This is a genomic window from Streptomyces sp. NPDC051310 (assembly GCF_044455245.1).
Classification (GTDB): Bacteria; Actinomycetota; Actinomycetes; order Streptomycetales; family Streptomycetaceae; genus Streptomyces.
In genome coordinates this window covers 61,769-80,416 of sequence record NZ_JBITEO010000029.1, presented here as the reverse complement: position 1 = coordinate 80,416, position 18,648 = coordinate 61,769, and the positions used below count along the sequence as shown (strand labels likewise).

Annotated in this window: 12 protein-coding genes; 7 read left to right on the top strand and 5 right to left on the bottom strand. The window is 74.2% G+C overall.

The features are described 5' to 3' along the window. Positions 1–195: 195 nt before the first annotated feature. Together ACIA79_RS30520 and ACIA79_RS30515 are read right to left on the bottom strand one after the other, a co-directional pair. Entirely contained in the window at positions 196–2,052 is a 1,857-nt protein-coding gene (locus ACIA79_RS30520) for an alpha/beta fold hydrolase (RefSeq protein WP_399431633.1), read from the bottom strand. Next, entirely contained in the window at positions 2,049–3,293 is a 1,245-nt protein-coding gene (locus ACIA79_RS30515) for an MFS transporter (RefSeq protein ID WP_399431632.1), read from the bottom strand. Before ACIA79_RS30515 ends, ACIA79_RS30520 begins: the two co-directional genes overlap by 4 nt. A gap of 696 nt (positions 3,294–3,989) precedes the next feature. Here ACIA79_RS30515 and ACIA79_RS30510 point away from each other — a divergent pair. The 5 genes from ACIA79_RS30510 (at position 3,990) to ACIA79_RS30490 (ending at position 12,001) form a co-directional block, all read left to right on the top strand. Next, the gene (locus tag ACIA79_RS30510) at positions 3,990–5,951 is read left to right on the top strand and encodes a ricin-type beta-trefoil lectin domain protein (RefSeq protein ID WP_399431648.1); all 1,962 of its coding nucleotides are present in this window, start codon (positions 3,990–3,992) and stop codon (positions 5,949–5,951) included. A gap of 155 nt (positions 5,952–6,106) precedes the next feature. Continuing rightward, positions 6,107–9,253 (top strand): DUF4132 domain-containing protein, encoded by a 3,147-nt coding sequence (locus tag ACIA79_RS30505; RefSeq protein ID WP_399431631.1) that lies wholly within the window; start codon positions 6,107–6,109, stop codon positions 9,251–9,253. Further along, entirely contained in the window at positions 9,241–9,705 is a 465-nt protein-coding gene (locus ACIA79_RS30500; RefSeq protein WP_399431630.1) for a hypothetical protein, read from the top strand. The genes ACIA79_RS30505 and ACIA79_RS30500 overlap by 13 nt, the downstream gene beginning before the upstream one ends. A gap of 258 nt (positions 9,706–9,963) precedes the next feature. Then, positions 9,964–11,718: a serine/threonine-protein kinase gene (locus tag ACIA79_RS30495; protein WP_399431629.1), complete on the top strand. Its 1,755-nt coding sequence runs from the start codon at positions 9,964–9,966 to the stop codon at positions 11,716–11,718. Between the two features lie 91 nt (positions 11,719–11,809). Beyond that, positions 11,810–12,001: a DUF6381 family protein gene (locus ACIA79_RS30490; protein WP_399431628.1), complete on the top strand. Its 192-nt coding sequence runs from the start codon at positions 11,810–11,812 to the stop codon at positions 11,999–12,001. 112 nt (positions 12,002–12,113) lie between these two features. Here the strand turns inward: ACIA79_RS30490 and ACIA79_RS30485 are convergent, their stop codons facing one another. Beyond that, the gene (locus ACIA79_RS30485; protein WP_399431627.1) at positions 12,114–12,530 is read right to left on the bottom strand and encodes a Fur family transcriptional regulator; all 417 of its coding nucleotides are present in this window, start codon (positions 12,528–12,530) and stop codon (positions 12,114–12,116) included. Between the two features lie 229 nt (positions 12,531–12,759). On the opposite strand from ACIA79_RS30485, the gene katG reads away from it, so the two are divergent. Beyond that, positions 12,760–14,991 (top strand): catalase/peroxidase HPI, encoded by a 2,232-nt coding sequence (gene katG, locus ACIA79_RS30480; RefSeq protein ID WP_399431626.1) that lies wholly within the window; start codon positions 12,760–12,762, stop codon positions 14,989–14,991. A 58-nt stretch (positions 14,992–15,049) separates the two neighbouring features. On the opposite strand, the gene ACIA79_RS30475 is transcribed toward katG, so the two are convergent. After that, the gene (locus tag ACIA79_RS30475) at positions 15,050–15,781 is read right to left on the bottom strand and encodes a hypothetical protein (protein ID WP_399431625.1); all 732 of its coding nucleotides are present in this window, start codon (positions 15,779–15,781) and stop codon (positions 15,050–15,052) included. Between the two features lie 236 nt (positions 15,782–16,017). Further along, the gene (locus ACIA79_RS30470) at positions 16,018–17,013 is read right to left on the bottom strand and encodes a LuxR family transcriptional regulator (RefSeq protein ID WP_399431624.1); all 996 of its coding nucleotides are present in this window, start codon (positions 17,011–17,013) and stop codon (positions 16,018–16,020) included. A 213-nt stretch (positions 17,014–17,226) separates the two neighbouring features. Between ACIA79_RS30470 and ACIA79_RS30465 the strand changes: the two genes are divergently transcribed. Continuing rightward, positions 17,227–18,639, top strand: a complete 1,413-nt coding sequence (locus ACIA79_RS30465) for an aminopeptidase P family protein (RefSeq protein WP_399431623.1) — start codon at positions 17,227–17,229, stop codon at positions 18,637–18,639. The last annotated feature ends 9 nt before the right edge of the window (positions 18,640–18,648 follow it).

Here is an 18,648-nt window from a genome sequence, read left to right as displayed (position 1 = left end):
GGTCGGGGGGGTCGTGGGGCCCCCGGGGATTGTTCCCCTCCACCACCCCCATGCGGGCCCCGGGGGGGGGGGGCCGGCGGGCCGGGGGGGCCCCCCCCGGGGCGGCCCGGCGGCGGTCAGTCCTCTTCCGCGTCCTCGGCGTTGCGGAACGGGACGGTGACGGTGATGCCGACGCTCGGCTTGCGGTTCTCCTCGTCACCCGCGAGCGGGTCGTTGTGGATGATGTCCTTCTGCATGGGACCTTCTCCTCTCCGTGGTGCGTTCGGCGGTGCGGTGCTCCCCGCTCCGGGCGGAGCGGGGCGTCTGGGGGCGGCGCGCAGGGCCGCGCAGTTCCCGGTCCAGGAAGACCACGGCGTGGCGGAGCACGGCGACGTGGTCGCCGCCGTCGTAACCGTCGTGACCGGAGTCGAGCCACATCGCCTCGTGGCGGACCCCGGCGGCGCGCAGTGCGGCCAGGTAGCCGCGGACCTGGCCGGGCGGGCATTTGGCGTCATGGGTGGCGGCGGCCACCAGCAGCGGGGCGCGGACCGCGGCGGCGTAGTGGACCGGTGAGCTGCGCGCGTACCGCTCGGGCACCTCGTCGGGCGTGCCGCCGAAGAGCCGTTCGTCCAGGGCGCGCAGGGCCGGGGTGGTCGTGCGGTGGGCGGCCGCGCAGTCGGCGACGGGCTTGACGGCGACGCCCGCCTGCCACAGGCCGGGCCGGGTGCCCAGGGCGAGCAGGACGAGGTAGCCGCCCCAGGAGGTGCCCCACAGCCCCACGGCACCGGGCCGGATCAGCCGGCGGGCGATGAGGTCGGCACGGACGGACACCAGGTCGTCGACCTGGGTCAGGCCGACACCGCGCCCGAAGGCCCGCCGCCAGCGGGGCCCGTACCCCGTGGACCCGCGGTAGTTGACCCGGGCGACGGCGAAGCCGGAGGCGACCAGGGAGTGGACGACGCCGTCGTAGGCGTCGCGGTCGTGATCAGCGGGACCCCCGTGGACGAGGAACACCGCCGGGGCCGGGCCGCGGACCGCTTCGGGGAGGCTGAGCAGGGTGTGCACGGGCCCGTCGGGGCCGGGCGTCCACACGTCCTCGTGGCGGCCGGGAACCGGGTCGGCGACGGTCGGCAGGACGGGCAGGGGGGTGCCCCGCGTGGAACACAGCCGGGGCGGGTGGCCGGTCGACGTCCAGAGGTAGTGGAGGTCGCGCCCCGGCCGGGTGGCCGCGTCCAGGAGGGTGCCCGCCGGGGTGGGGACGGTGGTGAGGGTCCGTGCGGTGAGGTCGGCGCGGTGCAGGACGGAGCGGCCGTGCCGGTCCTGGCGCACCAGGACGCAGCGTCCGTCACCGTCACCGGAGCCGTCCCAGCGGGCGGTGATCTCGGTGTCGAAGGCGCACCAGTCGTGGGTGACCACTCCGGCGGCCGGCCGCCAGCTCGCCAGCACATAGCGGTCGTCGCACTCGCGGACGAGGAGGAGTTCCCCGCCGTCCCCGGTGGGGGCGAAGCCCAGGGACCACAGGCGCCCGGTGCCGCTGTCGCCGGGCAGGACGGCACGGACGGCGCCGTCACCGGCAAGGACGGTGACGGCACCGGCGCCGGCGAGGGCGAGCAGCCGGCCGTCGGGGGTGATGCCGGTGAGGGTGGCGTGACCGTCGAGGTGCGCCGTGGTCCGGGCGGCGCCGCCGCGCGGACCGGCGTGGACCGTGGTGGTGTGCCCGTGCCCGACGGCGAGCGCGACGGTGGCGTCGTCGCTCACCGCGAGCCCGCGGGGGAGACCGGGCGGTACGTCCGTCAGCCCGGGCCGGTCCGTACCGCCGGCGAAGGGCTGGAACCACCACTGCCCGCGGCCGTGTTCGTCCTCGTCGAACCACCACACGTGCGCGTCGCGGTCGATGGCGCCGTGCAGGGTGCCCCGGGGGCGCCGGGTGACCTGCCGGGCACGGCGGGCGGCGGCGTCCCAGGTGAACACCTCGCAGCGGCCGTCGGCGTCGGCAGTGAAGACCATCCTGTCCGGGTCGGCGGCGCACACCTCGGGGAGGGCCGCCCGGTAGACCTGGTAACCGCCGGTCATACGGCCCCCTCCGGGCGGAGGACGCCGCGCACCGCGCGCCGGGAGGTGTGCACCGCGAGCAGGGCCAGCGCCGCCCCGCAGACGATCGCGGGCGCGGCCGTGGACACGCGGTCGGCGAGGGCCCCGGCGAGCACGGGCGCGAGGGAGGCGCCGCCGGTCACGGCCGTCGCCAGGACCGCACCGGTACGCGCCTGCAACGCGGGTGCGGTGACCTGCAGGGCCCGGGCCTGGAGCACCACGGAGGCGAGCGGCATCAGCAGGCAGACCAGACCGAACAGCACCCCGTACGCCCAGGGTCCCGCGACCGTGGCGAGCGCGGCGGCGAGCGGAACGAGCAGCCAGGTCACGCCGGTCACCACACGCGCGGCGCCGAAACGTTTCGCCACTCGCGGGGCGGCGAGCGAGCCGGCCAGCCCCGCGGCGCCCGACGCGGCGAGGACGGCGCCGAGCGCCGCGCCGCCGTGGCCGCCGCGCTGGAGCGCGAAGACGGCTCCGAAGTAGAGCGCCACCACGACGACGTTGACGGTGGCGCTCCACACCAGGACCAGCCGCAGCAGCCGGGAGGAGCGCACCAGCTCCAGCCCCGCCGCGGCCTCGCGCAGGAATCCCTCACGGCGCTCGCCTTTCCCGCGCCCGCGGGGTGCCCGTGGGGTGAGGTCGGCGCGCATCGCCCGTACGCACAGGGCGCTCACGACGTAGGAGAGGGCGTCGGCGAGGAACGGGAGCGCGCGGGCGGCCTGGTAGAGCACACCGCCGAGCGCCGGGCCGACGATCAGGGCGCCTTGGTCGGCGGCGGCGAGGCGCCCGATCGCCCGCGGCTGCTCCGGCTCGGGGCAGATCAGCGCGAGCGTGCCGCGGGCGGCCGCCTCGAAGCAGGCGGTCGCCACCCGTTCGACCAGGACGGCGGCGAGGATCAGCGCCAGGGGCGGGCTGCCGGCGGTGAGGGCGAGGGCCACACAGCCCATGGCGAGCGCGGAGACGGTGGCCGATCCCAGCATCACCCGCTTGCGCGCACCCCTGTCGACCGGGACGGCGACGAGCGGACCGAGGAGGAGCCCGGCGGCGGTGGAGACTCCGGCGATCAGGCCGACCACCTGGGGGGAGTGGCCCAGCCCGAGGAAGAGGAGCGGGAGCACGGCCCCCGATGCCTGGGTGCCGACACCGTCGGCGGCACTGGCCCACCACAGGAGCCTGACATCGCGCGTCCCCGATGGGTGGTGGGACGGTTGTGCGGTTGACACGGGCCGTTCCACGGAGCACCTCACCGATTTGGCGAATTCGTGCAGAAAATGTGGGGGAAGCGAAACGAGCGGGATCCTAATCACGCCCGAACAAGCGCCACAAGAGTCCGTTGCGTGTGGCCGGATTCATGCAGCGGAGCACACGGGAAGACGCGGTCGGCCCGGTGCGGAAATGGGTGGAGATCATTCCGTCGGCCGTGCGCCGGCAGGAGAAGAATTGCTCCTTCTCTCCAGGCGAAACGCGGAAGGCACCCGGAGGCCCGGACGGAATCGCCGGTCCGGTCGTCGCCCGGCGGCGGTTCGCCGTTCGGCCCTCCGCGGGCGCCGGCGCGGAGTGCTTTCGGCCGAGAATGTTCGCCGCTGTGGCGCGGAGGTGCCCCTGGGGCGTGGACGGCCCGCGGGTGAACGGGCTCCGGTGCGGCCGTCCCTGTGCGGACGGGTGGCGCGAAGGGTTGACGGGGGAGGGGTCGGCCCATAACTTCAGATCTTGAGATAAGGCTTTGCTTTGACTCAACGCCCCTGTGTCCGGCGGGCGGTGGCCGGTAGGGGTGCGCATCGCGGGCAGGGTGACGGAGGTGCGGCGCCGGACGGCCCTCACCGGCTGGTGGCCGTTTGCCGGGCCGCGCTGCCCGGCCGGGCGCGTCCTTGTGTGCATCCCGAAGGAAGCTCCTCGAAAGGAAATGTCAGGTGCATGACATGCAGCGCCGGGTGACGGCGTTCGTCCGGCGGACCGTTCGCCTCCCCCGCCCCCACCACCCGGCCGGCGGGCGGCCGCGCCACCGCGCCGGTCGCCGTCCCCTCACCGCGCTCGCGGCCGGCTCCCTCCTCGCCGGGTCACTGGTCCTCGCCGGCCCCGGCACCGCACAGGCCGCGGGCGAACGCGTCGACGTCTGGCTCACGACCACCTCCGACGCCGGGGGGCGGACCGTCACCCGCGGCCTCGCCCAGCAGGCGCCGCTGGCGTTCGGACCCGCGGGCGGCACCGCGCACCACACCATCACCGTGAACGAGCACACCACCTACCAGCAATTCGAAGGCGGCGGTGCGTCGATCACCGACACCACCGCCCACCTGCTGCGCGGGGGAGCGGTCAGTGCGGCCACCCGCGACGCGGTGATGCGCAAGCTCTTCTCACCCACCGACGGCATCGGCCTGTCCTTCGTACGCAACCCGATCGGCGCCTCCGACCTGTCCCGGCCCGGCCACGTCTCGCTGGACGACACCTGCTGCGACCTGGACGACTTCGGCGCCAACGGCTACGACACCGGCGTGCGGCTGCTGACCGCCCAGGCCAAGCAGCTCAATCCCGCACTGCGGGTGAAGGGCGTGCCCTGGAGCGCGCCCGGCTGGATGAAGGACAACGGCCGCATGGACCAGATGGGCTGGCTGAAGTGGGAGTACTACCCCCTGTACGCCCAGTACCTGGTCAAGTACATCCAGAGCTACCAGGCCGCCGGCGTGCGGATCGACTACCTCTCCGTGCAGAACGAGCCCAACTGCTGCCAGGCCGCCGACCCCACCGCGATGAACTACCCCGGCATGAGCTGGAACCCCTCCGGGCTGGTGGAGTTCACCAAGAACCACGTCTACCCGGCCTTCCGCGCGGCGGGCATCACCACCAGGATCCTCGTGCACGACTGGAACTACGGCGACTACGCCGGCTTCGGAGCCGGGGTCCTGAACGACCCGGGGGTGCGCAACGACCCGCTGTTCGGCGGCATCGCCTGGCACGGCTACTCCGGTGACCCGGCGGTGGGCAGCCAGGTGCACCAGCAGTACCCGGCGGTGAAGCAGTTCAGCACCGAGCACTCCGGCGGCACCTGGATCGCCGACCAGCACAACGAGGACCTGGCCGACATCGTCGGCTACGCCCGCAACTGGAGCGGCAGCCTGGTCAAGTGGAGCCTGGCCCTCAACCAGAACATGGGCCCGCACAACGGCGGCTGCGGCACCTGCACCGGCCTCATCACCGTGCAGGAAGGCGGGGCACGCGCGGGGCAGGTCGACTACACCATCGAGTACTACACCACCGGGCACCTGACCAAGTTCGTCAGGCCGGGCGCCCACCGCATCGACTCCACCGCCAACAGCACCGTGCAGAACGTGGCATGGCGCAACCCCGACGGATCGAAGGCCCTCATCGCGCACAACGGCGGCACCACCGGCCAGTCGGTCCGGGTGAACTGGGGCGACCAGTCCTTCACCTACACCCTGCCCGCCCGCACCACCGCCACCTTCACCTGGGCGGGAACGGCCGGCGGCAGCGGCACCACGGGCACCCTGACCGGCCTCGCCGGGAAATGCCTCGACGTCGCGGGCGGAGCCACCGCCGACGGCACCGCCGTGCAGCTCCACACCTGCAACGGCACGGCCGCGCAGCGCTGGACGGTCGCCGCCGACGGCAGCGTACGGGCCCTCGGCAAGTGCCTCGACGTGACGGGCGCCTCGACCGCCGACGGAGCCCGGGTGCAGCTGTACACGTGCAACGGCACCGGCGCGCAACGCTGGTCCTGGAACCCCTCCACCCGGGACCTGGTCAACCTGCCCGCCGACAAGTGCCTCGACGTCACCGGCAACTCCTCCGCCGACGGCACCCGGACGCAGATCTGGACCTGCACGGGCGCGGCCAACCAGAAATGGTCCCTCACCCCCTCCTGAGCCCCCCGCCGGCGCCTCCCTTCGGGCCCGAGGCGGCGTTGTCGGTGACCACGCCTAGAGTGATCACGCCGGCGTCCGTCCGCGACGGGCGCCGGCCCGCGGCGGCCCGCAAGGCCGCGCCCATCGCTCGGGGAACGGGGAACGGGGGCACGGCAATGGAGTGGATCGCGCTCGACGGCACGGAGGAGGGCTCCGGGCGGGCGGCGTACGAGGTCGCGCTCGATCCGTACGCGGAGCCTCGTCCCGCACTGGTGTGCCGGAACGCCGCGGGCCGGGTCCTCAAGAAGGTCCCGGCCCAGGTGCGCCGGCACGACCGGGCGGAGTTGCTGCTCGCACTCGCCGACTGGCTCGCCGACCACGCGGATCAGGCGCGCTCGCAGGTGGAGCGGTGGATGACACGCTCGCTGCCCGTCCCCGCGCGGCTGCTGCACGCCGTGTGGCCGGATCCGTACTGGCAGCGTGTGCTGCGCCACCTGGTGATCGCGCCGTACGAGCCGGACGGCTCGGCGGACGTCGCACGCGCCGGGCTGCTCGTCGGAGCCGGAGCCGGACCCGGCGCGGCGGACGGACTGCGCCTGGTCACGCCGGACGGTGAACTCCGCCTCGACGAACCGCTCGTGACGGTGCCCCACCCCGTCCTGCTGGACCCCGAAGGACGGGGGCCGCTGCAGCGCTGGCGCACGCTCCTCGACGCGCACGGGGGCGAGCAGGGTATCGAGCAGCTGCACCGCACCGTGTGGTGGCGGCCCCGCGCGGCCCCCGCGACGAGGCACCCGTGGCGGGGCGTGGACGCCTTCGACGGAGCCGACTTCGACAGCGGGGCGCGCTTCGAGCGGGCCGTGTCCCGGTTCGGCGGGCGCATCCGGGGGGAGACCGCCCACTTCGACGTGTACGCGGGCCGCACGCGCCACCCCATGCGTATCGACCTGCGCTGGCAGGGCCCCATGAGCGGCACCCACATGAACGATCTGTACTGGGGCCCTCGCGACCGCACCCGGGAAGGCACGGGGGCGTTCGACGACATTCCCCCCGTCGCCTGGTCGGAGGGCATGCGGACGGCCGCCCATCTCTACGACGCACGGGACGGCGGCTACCGCCAGGAGGAGCGGCCCGACGCGGCCACCGCGTACCAGCTGTTCCTGGCGCGCTGCGCCGAGCACGCCGGCCCGGCCGGCCCGGGCGCCGACGGCCGCGCGTCCGGCCTCAGCTCTCCCGGGCCGTGGGACGAGGACGCACTGCTCGACGCCGGAGGCGTCGCTCCGGGCACGCCGTCGGACGCCGCCGACGGGCAGGACGCGCTCACCGTGTGCCGCTACGCGTGGGCGGCACTGGACGAGGGGGCCCGTGTCGTACGGCTCGTGCCCCGGCGGGCGGCCGACGCCGAGGACACCGTGGCCCGCGCCCTGGGCCTGGTCCCCGTGCCGTCCGGGGAGGCCGGGCGTGAGGCCGTCGGCCTTGTCCGGGCCGCAGCGCCGGGGTTCCTCGCCCGGGTGTGCCGGGCCCGGCCCGCCGACGCGCACCGGGCGATCGGTCTGCTGAAGCAGCTCCGCGCGTGCGCCGTGACGGCGGCCACCAAGCCGGGGCGCGCGGCCAGGACCCTGGAGGCCCAGGCCGCGCCGCTGGAGACGCGGTCACCCCAGCTGATGACCGCCCTGCTGGAGGGAGGGGCGCGGGTCATCGCCGAGGCGGGCAGCCCCGCCATGGCGCAGCCGCTGTTCGCGCGCGCCCGCGAGGTCGAGCGGCACAGCGGCCTCGTCGTCGACGAGGACGGCCTGATCGAGTCGTTCGTGGAGTGCGCGGCGGCGGGCGCGGTGTCGCAGCGTGCCCTGGCCGATCACCGCGACGCCCTCGTCGCACGGCTGCCCGCGCCGCGGGCGGCCCACTACCACCGCAAGCTCGTCCTCGCCTGGCACCGCGCGGGGCTGCCGTCCCGCCCGGAGTTCGCGAGCGCCGTCCTGGCCCTCTGCGGAGGCACGGCACCCGTGGACGAGGAGCACCGTCAGCTGCTGCGCGGCCTGCTGACGCACGGCGGCATGGACGACGCCACGACCGACGTCTGGGACGGTTGGGAGCCGGTCCTCTCCGCGCTGCTCGCCGACGGCACGGTCACTCCGGGGGAGCTTCTGGCCCTGACGGCCGCGCCGGCCGGCGGCGGCCGGGCCGCGCTCACCGCGGCGGCGGCCGGCTGGGTGCGGCTGCTGCACTCGACGGGGGCGGCCGCGCTGCTCACGGGCGCGGAAGGGGCGGCGCCGCACGGTGCCCCGGGCACGGGCGCGGTCACCTCGCCCGGTCCGCAGGGCGCGGCGGGGACCCCCGGCGCGGGCGCCACGGTGGACGTCGAGGCCCTCCGCGTCTGGCTGAACCGCTTCGCGCACCGCTACCCGGGGCTGCGGCTGCCGGTCGACGGGCTGGCCGGGCTGTTCGCCGGCATCGGTGCGCGGCTGCGCGCCGAGGGCGCCTCCTACCGCGCCCTGCCCGCTCTGCGGATGCCGGACACCCAGGCGTCGGCGCGGAACCGCTGCGTCGATCTGGGGCTGCTCGACGCGCTGCTGGCGGCCGGGATCCCGGTGGAGGACGCCGGGACCGAACCACTCGGGTTCGTCAACTGGCTGGGGCGGGCGAAGGGCGACGACCTCCCCCACGTCACACGGGACGCCCGCTTCGCGCCCCGGTTGCTGGCCGGCCTGTCCGACCCGCCGGTCGCCCTGTCGACCGGCCACCGGCCGCCGCATCCGCTGACCGGTGACGGGGACGGGTCAGGACACTCACGACGCAACCGGCCCTGCGCGCCTTCGTCACGGACTTCCTCCGCGAGCACGGCCACCGGGCCTTCGAAGGCGGCGTACCGCCGCTCCACACGGCACTGCGCGACCTGGAGCCCTTCGCCGCGCCCGCCGCCCGCCGGCACGTCGGGGACGAGGTCGGCCACCTCCTCGCCGTCGACCCGGCAGCGGCACTGGCGCGGACCCTGCGCACCGGTGTCCCGGACGAGCTGGGGCTGCCCGGCGACCCGCCGTGGCAGCGGGGCGACTGGGCGGAGATACGGGACGGAGGCGATGCCCTGCTGCTGGTCGGACACGGCCGCGCGATCGCGGTGGGCGACGAAGGGCCGCTGGCATCCTGGGAGGACGAGAACCACGACCACCGCACGACCTGGCTCACCGGTGTCCACTGGCAGGACGGCGCGTTCACGGCCGTCCCGTTCGACGGGGTGCGGCGGGTCCGTTCCGCTGCGGAGCCGGCCGCGCGGGAAACGGTGCTGTTCCCCGGCGACGAACAGCCCCGGACGGTGCACCGCATAACCGGCGGCGCCCAGGAGTACGGCGAACTGCGCGGTCCCGACGGCACCGTCGCGGCGGCCTGGGCGCTGACGGGCAGCGGGGTGTTCGGACCGCGCAGGGGCCGGTGGTCGGCGGGCTCGTCGTTCGCCCCGCCCCCGGGGTGGTGGCATCTGCTGCGCCCGCGCGACACGGCCGGCTCGGCCCGGCTGCGTACGGCCGGCACCGCCACGGCCGAAGGGCTGCTCGCCGCGGTGGGGCCGGACACGCGCTCGGCCGTCCAGGAGCTGACCGCCGCGCGCTCGTGGGCGAGAGGGGTGCACGACACCACCGAGCGCGTGTGGTCGGAGCTCGGCGCCGCGGTGCGGCGGACGCTGCCGGAGGTGACGGACGACCGGCTGGTCGACGGGATCGCCGGCGTGCTCTGGTCGGCCGTGGAGTGCCAGGAACTCCGCGCCCGGATGCGCGGCGCATGAACGGCGCCGTCACCCGGGGCCGTGCGTCGCGCCACCGCCCCGGGTGAACAGCGCCCTTGCGAACCGGCTTCGGTGAGGGGGCCGGTCAGGCTGCCGTGCGCCAGTCGCGGTGCGGTCCCGGCACGGCCGCGCGAACCGGGCTCCGTGACGGGGCGGTCAGCCCCCGCGCCCCAGTCGTGGCACGGTCCCGGCACGGCCGTTTTTCCTTGAACCGGCCACGGATCGGGCTGTCACCGGGACCGCATACGATGACCGCCCATGAGCACGAGTGAGGACCGAAGACCCCTGGTCGACGGGCGTTTCCAACTGATCTCCCGGCTGGGCAGCGGCGGCATGGGCACGGTGTGGCGAGCACGCGACATCGCCCTCGACCGCGATGTCGCACTCAAGGAGGTCCGTCCCGCCGACCCCGCGGTCGAGCACGCGAACCCCGGCCTGACCGCGCAGCTGCGCGAGCGGGCCGTCCGCGAGGCCCGGGCCCTGGCGCGGCTGTCGAACCCGCACGTGGTGACGATCCATCACATCGTCGAGCCGCAGGACGGCTCGCACCCGTGGATCGTCATGGAGCTCGTCGAGGGCCGCTCGGTCTACGACCGCCTGGCCGAGGGCCCGATGTCCGTGCCCGAGGTCCTCACCCTCGGCCGGGAGGTCCTGTCCGCCCTGCGCGCCGCCCACTCCGCCGGTATCCAGCACCGCGACGTCAAACCCGCCAACGTCCTGCTGCGCCCCGACGGCAGCGCCGTCCTGACGGACTTCGGCATCGCCGCGTTCAACGAGGCGACCTCACGGCTCACCTCCACGGGCGACCTGATCGGCTCGCCCGAGTTCATCGCCCCCGAACGGGTGCGCGGCGAGGAGGGCAACCCGGCCTCCGACCTGTGGTCGCTCGGCATGCTCCTGTACGTGGCGGCCGAGGGGCACCACCCGCTGCGGCGCGCCACCAGCCTGGCGACCGTGGTCGCCGTACTCGACGACCCGATCCCGCCACCGGTGAGGTCCGGTGCGCTGGCACCCGTACTCACCCAGCTCCTGGTGCGCGATCCCGCGCTGCGTCCCGACGGGGCGCGCCTGGAGCAGCTGCTGGCCGACGCCGCGGTACGGCAGCCGGCCACCGGGGCACCGGGGGCGGCCGCCGCCGGCCCGTTCGGCCCGCCGCACCCGCACTCTCCTGTGCACCCGCACCCCGCGTACTCCCCGCCCGCCTCGCCGGCGTGGGCACCGCCGACCGTTCCGTCCCACGGCGTCCCCGGGGCCGGCGGGTTCGGCCCGCCCACCTCTCCCACCTCCTCCGCCGTCCCGCGCCCGCGCCGCCGCACCGCCACCTTCGCCGTCCCGCTCGGCCTGGCGGCGGCCGTGGTCGCCGCCGGCGTCTGGTACCTGCTGCCCGACGGCGGCTCGGGCTCCGGAGCCCGAGGCACGGACGGGGCCCGCGGCGGGGCCACTCCGGCGACCGGTGACCGCACCCCCGGCACCGGCAGCAGCACCGGTACGGGCACGAGCGCCGGAACGAGTGCCGGCACCGGGGACAGCGCCGGCACCGGTACCCCCGCGCCCCGGGGCACCCTGCTCACCACAGCGAACGTCAACACGGTCATCGAGTCGTTCCGCAAGGTCAGCGGTACCACGCAGATGGTGGAGCTGACCGTCTACGAGGACTACGCCCTGGCCGACATCCCGACCCGGCCCGGTGCCAGGACCTACGACGAGTACGAGTACCGCAACGGCGTCGCCCGGCGGACCGGCCCCGGCGGGACCATCGACCCCGACGCGGCGGACGACCAGCCCTTCGACGTCACCACCATGGCCTGGGACCGCTTGCCCGCGCTGATGAAGCGCGGCGAGGGCGAACTGGGCGTGGAGCGCCCGAACCTGCGCTACGTCCTCGTCAGCCGCTGGACCTTCAACTCCGACCGGCCCACGATGCACTTCTACCTCACCAACGAGTACAGCGCGACCGGCTACATCGCCGCGGACATCACCGGGGAGGTCGTGGCGAAGCACCCGTCCTCCTGACGGCGGCCGGGAGGCCCCCTCGACGTGCGGAGCGGCCCGGGCGCTGATTTCCTGGTGGGGTCGGTATGTCTCCGTCCCTGAGGAGAGCCTGATGAGCACCGCTGACGAGGCGCGCGGACGCGTGCGGCAGATGCGCGAGAAGGCGCAGGAGCTGGACCGGGCGGCGGACCGCGCCGACGACCAGCAGGACAAGCAGAGGCTGCGGGACAAGGCCCGCCGGCTGCGGGACCAGAGCGAGCAGGAGGCCGGCATGGCCGGCGGCGACATCTATCCCGACGTCTGAGCCGCGCAGGCGCCGAGGCCCTCCCCGGGCATCCCGGGGAGGGCCTCGCCGCGTGCGCGGCCCCGGCGTGCCCGGTGCCGCACACCCGGAACACGGCCTCCCGGTACCCCGCTCAGGCGGGGGCGCAGTGCGGGCACAGGCCGCGGTAGATCACCTCGGCGCCGGAGACGGTGAAGCCGAACCGCTCGGAGGCGGGCAGGTCGGCCAGCGGGTCGCCGACGGGGTGGACGTCCCGGATGGTGCCGCAGCCCGAGCACACGAGGTGGTGGTGGGGTCGGTGGGCGTTCGGGTCGTAGCGCTTGGCCCGGCCGTCGGTGGACACCTCGGTCACCTCGCCGAGCGCCACGAGCTCGCCGAGGGTGTTGTAGACCGTCGCGCGGGAGACCTCCGGCAGTCGCGCCGTGGCGCGCGCGAGCACTTCGTCGGCGGTGAGGTGGACGTGGTCGCCGTCGAGCACCTCGGCGACCACCCGGCGCTGGGCCGTCATCCGCCAGCCACGCCTCCGGAGCCGCCCCAGCAGATCACTCATGCCCACCACCCCTTGTGACGGCCTTTCGCCGACTGGATTCGTTCGGTTTCTCGGCTTCGCATTGACTTGGACTTTGTCCATCGTAGGATCGGTTCCGGCGACAACCAAGGGACAGGACAACAGCAGGGAAGCGCGCGTGACGAGCGTCCTCGACCGGGACCGAAGCCCTGAATGATCCGCCGCCCGTAGTTCCTGAGCACAGTGATCCGCCTGATCCGGAAGGATTCCCATGCCTGAGAACCATGACGCAATCGTCACCGACCCCAAGCTGGAGAGCGCGGGCGGCTGCCCGGTGGCGCACGCGCGCGCCCCGCACCCGACCCAGGGCGGCGGCAACCGCCAGTGGTGGCCCGAGCGGCTGAACCTGAAGATCCTCGCCAAGAACCCGGCCGTGGCCAACCCGCTCGGCGACGACTTCGACTACGCCGAGGCGTTCAAGAGCCTCGACCTCCCCGCCGTGAAGCGGGACATCGCCGAGGTCCTGACGACCTCGCAGGACTGGTGGCCCGCCGACTTCGGCCACTACGGCCCGTTCATCGTCCGCATGGCGTGGCACAGCGCCGGCACCTACCGGATAAGCGACGGCCGCGGTGGCGCCGGCGCCGGGCAGCAGCGCTTCGCGCCCCTGAACAGCTGGCCGGACAACGCCAACCTCGACAAGGCCCGCCGCCTGCTGTGGCCGGTCAAGAAGAAGTACGGGCAGAGCCTTTCGTGGGCCGACCTCATGATCCTCGCCGGCAACGTCGCCCTGGAGACGATGGGCTTCAAGACCTTCGGCTTCGGCGGCGGCCGCGCGGACGTCTGGGAGCCCGAGGAGGATGTCTACTGGGGCCCGGAGACCACCTGGCTCGCAGACGAGCGCTACACCGGCGACCGGGAGCTGGAAAGCCCCCTCGGAGCCGTGCAGATGGGGCTCATCTACGTGAACCCGGAGGGCCCCAACGGCAACCCCGACCCGATCGCCGCGGCCCGCGACATCCGTGAGACGTTCCGCCGGATGGCCATGAACGACGAGGAGACGGTCGCCCTGATCGCGGGCGGCCACACCTTCGGCAAGACCCACGGAGCGGGCCCGGCGGACCACGTCGGCGACGACCCCGAGGCGGCCCCGCTGGAGGAGCAGGGCCTCGGCTGGCGGAACACCTTCGGCACCGGCAAGGGCTCGGACACGATCACCAGCGGTCTCGAAGGCACCTGGACGACCACCCCGGTGACGTGGGACAACAGCTTCTTCGACATTCTCTTCGGCTACGAGTGGGAGCTGTTCAAGAGCCCCGCGGGCGCCCACCAGTGGCGGCCCAAGGACGGCGCCGGAGCGGGCACCGTGCCCGACGCCCACGACCCGTCGAAGAGCCACGCCCCCACCATGCTGACGACCGACCTCTCGCTCCGGTTCGACCCGGTCTACGAGCAGATATCGCGGCGCTTCCACCAGGACCCGGACGCCTTCGCGGACGCCTTCGCCCGCGCCTGGTTCAAGCTGACGCACCGTGACATGGGCCCGGCCGTGCGCTACCTCGGCCCCGAGGTGCCCTCCGAGACTCTCCTGTGGCAGGACCCGCTCCCGGAGCGGACGTACGACCTGATCGACGAGGGCGACATCGCCACCCTCAAGGAGCAGGTCCTCGCCTCCGAGCTGTCCGTGTCCCAGCTCGTGTCCGTCGCCTGGGCCTCGGCCTCGTCCTTCCGCGGCAGCGACAAGCGCGGCGGCGCCAACGGCGCCCGCATCCGCCTCCAGCCGCAGAACGGCTGGGAGGTCAACGAGCCCGACCAGCTGGCGACGGTGCTGCGGACCCTGGAGGGCATCCAGGAGTCCTTCAACGCCGCCCAGTCCGGGAACAAGCGGGTCTCGCTGGCCGACCTGATCGTGCTGGCCGGGGCGGCCGCCGTCGAGCAGGCCGCCAAGGACGCGGGCTTCGACATCCGGGTCCCGTTCACACCGGGCCGCGTGGACGCCTCCCAGGAGCAGACGGACGTCGAGTCCTTCGCCGCGCTGGAGCCCGCGGCCGACGGCTTCCGCAACTACGCCGGGAAGGGCAGCCGGCTCCCGGCCGAACACCTGCTGCTCGACCGGGCCAACCTGCTCACCCTGAGCGCCCCCGAACTGACCGTCCTCGTCGGCGGCCTCCGGGTGCTGGGCGCGAACCACCAGCAGTCCCCGCTCGGTGTCTTCACGAACAGCCCTGGCACGCTGACGAACGACTTCTTCGTCAACCTGCTCGACCTGGGCACCACCTGGAAGGCGACGTCCGAGGACGCCGGCACCTTCGAGGGCCGCGACGCGGCCACGGGCGAGATCAAGTGGACCGGCAGCCGCGCCGACCTCGTCTTCGGCTCCAACTCCGAGCTGCGGGCCCTGGCGGAGGTCTACGCCTCCGACGACGCGAAGGAGAAGTTCGTCCGGGACTTCGTCGCCGCGTGGGACAAGGTCATGAACCTGGACAGGTTCGACCTCGTCTGACCACGGCGTCCGGGCCGGTCCGCGCGGGCCGGCCCGGACGTCCGTACGGGCGGCCCGGTCAGAGCGCCGCGCCCCAGGCCGTCGTGAGTCCCTCCAGCCACGCGGGCGGCAGTTCGGCGGCGTCCCACTCCTTCCGCAACGCCGCAGGCTCCGTGGCCAGCCGCTCCAGCACGGCGATGCTGGCGGGGGAGTGGAGGAGGGAGTAGCGGCCGTGGACGGCGATGGCGCTGCCCGGCCCGAACTCGGCGTACAGGCGCTCCAGTCGCCCCCGCTCGGCCGCGGCGAACTGCGCCAGCCGGCCCGCGTATCCCGCCCGCCGCCGTGAGTCCATCGTGCCGAGCACGGCTTTGAGCACCGGCTCGGAGACCTCGGGGTCGAGGTCGGACACGGTGGTGAACGACAGGTAGAGCGGCAGGACCGCCACCTTCGCCCGCTCCACCTGCGTCCTCCTCACGGGAGTGCGGGCGTCCTGCGCGGGGTCCGACGGGCCGGCGGCCACGGCGTCCCGCAGCGCCCGCTCGGCCAGCTCACCGAGTTCGCCGGCGAGGGCCTGGGTGCCGTCGAGCCAGCCCGACGCGTAGAGCTCGCCCTTCTCCCCGGGGGCGCTCCGGGCGATCCGGCCGATCTCCTCGTGGGCGTGGGCGAGGGCGCCGGCCTCGATGAGCCCGATCAGCTCCTCCGCGTCGCCGGCAAAGACCCCCGCCCGGCCGAGGAGCTCCAGCAGCGTCCTCTTCGCGTTGACGACACTGGCCGTGTCCAGTTGCTGCCGTCCGTCATCGGCGGCCTCCATGGGTCCTCCTCATCGCATGGGCCGTGCTGTGCGTGTACGCCGAACACGCTGCTCGAGGGGTTCAACGCTCGGGGGACGTGCTGAGCTCCTCGTCAGGCGTGGCGTGCGTACGTTACGCCTTGCCCCCGACACCGGTGGTGATCCCTCGCGCGGACGTGCGGCGCGAGGCCCCCGGCCGGCAGGCGGGGTGCTCCGCTCCCGCCCCGGGGCCCGGACGCGTCGGCTGCACCGGATCGTCAGCGCCCCGGGGACAGCCATCCGTACCGCTGCGCCTGCAAGGCCATCTGGAACCGGTTCGCGGCGCCGAGCCGGGCCATCAGCACCTGCAGGCGGCGAAAAAGCGTGCGGCGGCTGATCCCCAGCTCGCGGGCGATGACGTCGTCGCCCGCACCGCCCGCGAGGAGCCACAGCAGGCGGCGGTCGGCAGGCGCCAGGCCGCCCGGGAGAGCGGTGCGGCCGTGGAACGGCAGGGCGTTCTGCCAGCACTGCTCGAACAGCGCCACGAGCGCGGACAGCAGCCCGCACGGCTGCACGACCAGCATGGCGTTGTGGACGTCGGTCTCCTTGATCGACAGCGACACCAGCGCGTACGCCTCGTCGATGATCACGAGCTTGACCGGCACCGACGGCAGCACCCTCGCCTGCTCACCGGCCTCGATGCACGGTTCGATGGCCTCCTTCAGATGGCCCGGATGCTCCAGCGACGCCCGCGAGTACACGACCCGCTGCGTCACCCCCCGGGCGAGCGTGGCGAGCGCGTCGTCCGTCGCGCCCGGGAGGGGGACATAAGGAGGCGACTCCAACTGCCGGATCCGTTCCCGGGCACTGGCCCACGCCTGGCGCATCCTGCGGCCGACGGCATCCCCGGTGACGACCTCGACGAGATGATCGTCGAGCGGGGCGAGCCGCTGCCGGCGGAACGACTCGAACGCGCCGCCCACCGCGAGGCGTGACGCCTCCAGCTCGGCCGTCCGGTGCCGGGCGAGGATCTCCAGACCCGCGGCCGGCGGAACCGGAGCCACCACATCCGCGCCCTGCACCGCGGCACCGGCGAGACCGGCGTCGACCAGTTCACCGTACGCCGCGGCGAGTTCCGCGCCCTCCACACCGGCCGCGGCCCCGATCGCCGGCAGCGGAGCGGGCGCCAGCTCCAGCAGCGCCGCATAGATCCGGCACGCGGCCTCACCGATGCCCAGAAGCCGAAGGGCCTCGCCGAGTCTCGCGTTCGTCATGCGTCGCATTATCGACGGCATCCGTCCGTCGTGGCCGATCGGTGCCACTGGCACTGCTCGGCCCCCGGGGCGCGCACCGCGGGCTACTGTCCGGGACGCCGCCGGGGAACGGCGGCAGCGAGGGCGCCCGGGCCCGCCGGGCGGGGCACGCCGTGCCCGTACGGCTCGGCCTCCCCTCGCGTCGGGAAACCCACCGGGAAGAAGGGGCACATCGTGGCCAAGGGCCGGAAGAACGGTTTGTACACGGACATCTCCGCGGAACTGTCCGCGCTGATGCGCACGGGATGGGCGGACACCGAGCGGCACGACCTCAAGCTCGACGAGCAGGCCCCGTACGCGGCGCGCCGCCGCGCCGCGCTCTCCGCGCGCTTCCCCGGCGAACGCCTCGTGATCCCCTCGGGGAACCTCAAGGTCCGCTCCAACGACGACGCCTATCCCTTCCGGCCGTACTCCGGCTACGTGCACATGACCGGGGACCGGGCCCGCGACGGCGCGCTCGTCCTCGAACCCCGCGCGGACGGCGGCCACGACGCCTACTGCTACCAGCTGCCGCGGGACAGCAGGGACGACGACGAATTCTGGACGGGCCCGACGGCGGAGCTGTGGATGGGCCGGCGCCGCTCCCTCGCCGAGTCCGAGCTCGTGCTCGGACTGTCCTGCCGCGACGTGCGCACGGCGGCCCGCGACCTCGCCGGAGCGTCCGTGGTGCCCACCCGGATCGTCCGCGGCATCGATCCGGCCCTCGAGGCCGCCGTCACCACCGACCCGGCGCGCGACGACGAACTGGAGGAGGCACTCGGCGATCTCCGGCTGGTCAAGGACGACTGGGAGCTGGGCGAGATGCGCAAGGCCGTCGACGCCACCGTGCGCGGGTTCACCGACGCCATCGGGGAGCTCTCCCGGGCCGTCGCGTCCTCCGAGCGCTGGATCGAGGGCACCTTCTTCCGCCGGGCGCGCCTGGAGGGCAACTCCGTCGGCTACGGGACGATCTGTGCCGCGGGCGAGCACGCCACGATCATGCACTGGACGGACAACGACGGCCCGGTGCGGCCGGGTGACCTGCTCCTGCTCGACGCCGGCGTGGAGACGCGCACCCTCTACACCGCCGACGTCACGCGCACGCTCCCGATCAGCGGCACCTTCACGCCCGTGCAGCGCACGGTCTACGACGCGGTGTACGAGGCCCAGGAGGCGGGCATGGCGGCTGTCAAGCCGGGCGCCCGGTACCGCGACTTCCACGAGGCGTCCCAGCGCCATCTTGCGGCGCGGCTGGTCGAGTGGGGCTTCATCGAGGGTCCCGCCGACCGCGCGTACGCACTCGGCCTCCAGCGCCGCTTCACCATGGCCGGCACCGGCCACATGCTCGGCCTGGACGTCCACGACTGCGCGCAGGCCCGCAATCAGGAGTACGTCGACGGGGTGCTGGAGCCGGGCATGGTGCTCACCGTCGAGCCGGGGCTGTACTTCCAGCCGGACGACCTCACCGTGCCCGAGGAGTGGCGCGGCATCGGCGTCCGGATCGAGGACGACCTGGTCGTCACCGACGACGGCCACGAGAACCTGTCGGCGGGCCTGCCGCGGTCCGCGGACGACGTGGAGGCGTGGATGGCCCGGTTCGCGGGCTGAGCGGCCGGG

Bases quoted from the DNA above. Each gene is read 5' to 3' on its own strand.
- ACIA79_RS30520 (WP_399431633.1), bottom strand. From the start codon at position 2,052: ATGACCGGCGGTTACCAGGTCTACCGGGCGGCCCTCCCCGAGGTGTGC.
- ACIA79_RS30510 (WP_399431648.1), top strand. From the start codon at position 3,990: ATGCAGCGCCGGGTGACGGCGTTCGTCCGGCGGACCGTTCGCCTCCCC.
- ACIA79_RS30505 (WP_399431631.1), top strand. From the start codon at position 6,107: ATGGAGTGGATCGCGCTCGACGGCACGGAGGAGGGCTCCGGGCGGGCG.
- ACIA79_RS30495 (WP_399431629.1), top strand. From the start codon at position 9,964: ATGAGCACGAGTGAGGACCGAAGACCCCTGGTCGACGGGCGTTTCCAA.
- ACIA79_RS30490 (WP_399431628.1), top strand. From the start codon at position 11,810: ATGAGCACCGCTGACGAGGCGCGCGGACGCGTGCGGCAGATGCGCGAG.
- ACIA79_RS30485 (WP_399431627.1), bottom strand. From the start codon at position 12,530: ATGAGTGATCTGCTGGGGCGGCTCCGGAGGCGTGGCTGGCGGATGACG.
- katG (WP_399431626.1), top strand. From the start codon at position 12,760: ATGCCTGAGAACCATGACGCAATCGTCACCGACCCCAAGCTGGAGAGC.
- ACIA79_RS30475 (WP_399431625.1), bottom strand. From the start codon at position 15,781: ATGGAGGCCGCCGATGACGGACGGCAGCAACTGGACACGGCCAGTGTC.
- ACIA79_RS30470 (WP_399431624.1), bottom strand. From the start codon at position 17,013: ATGACGAACGCGAGACTCGGCGAGGCCCTTCGGCTTCTGGGCATCGGT.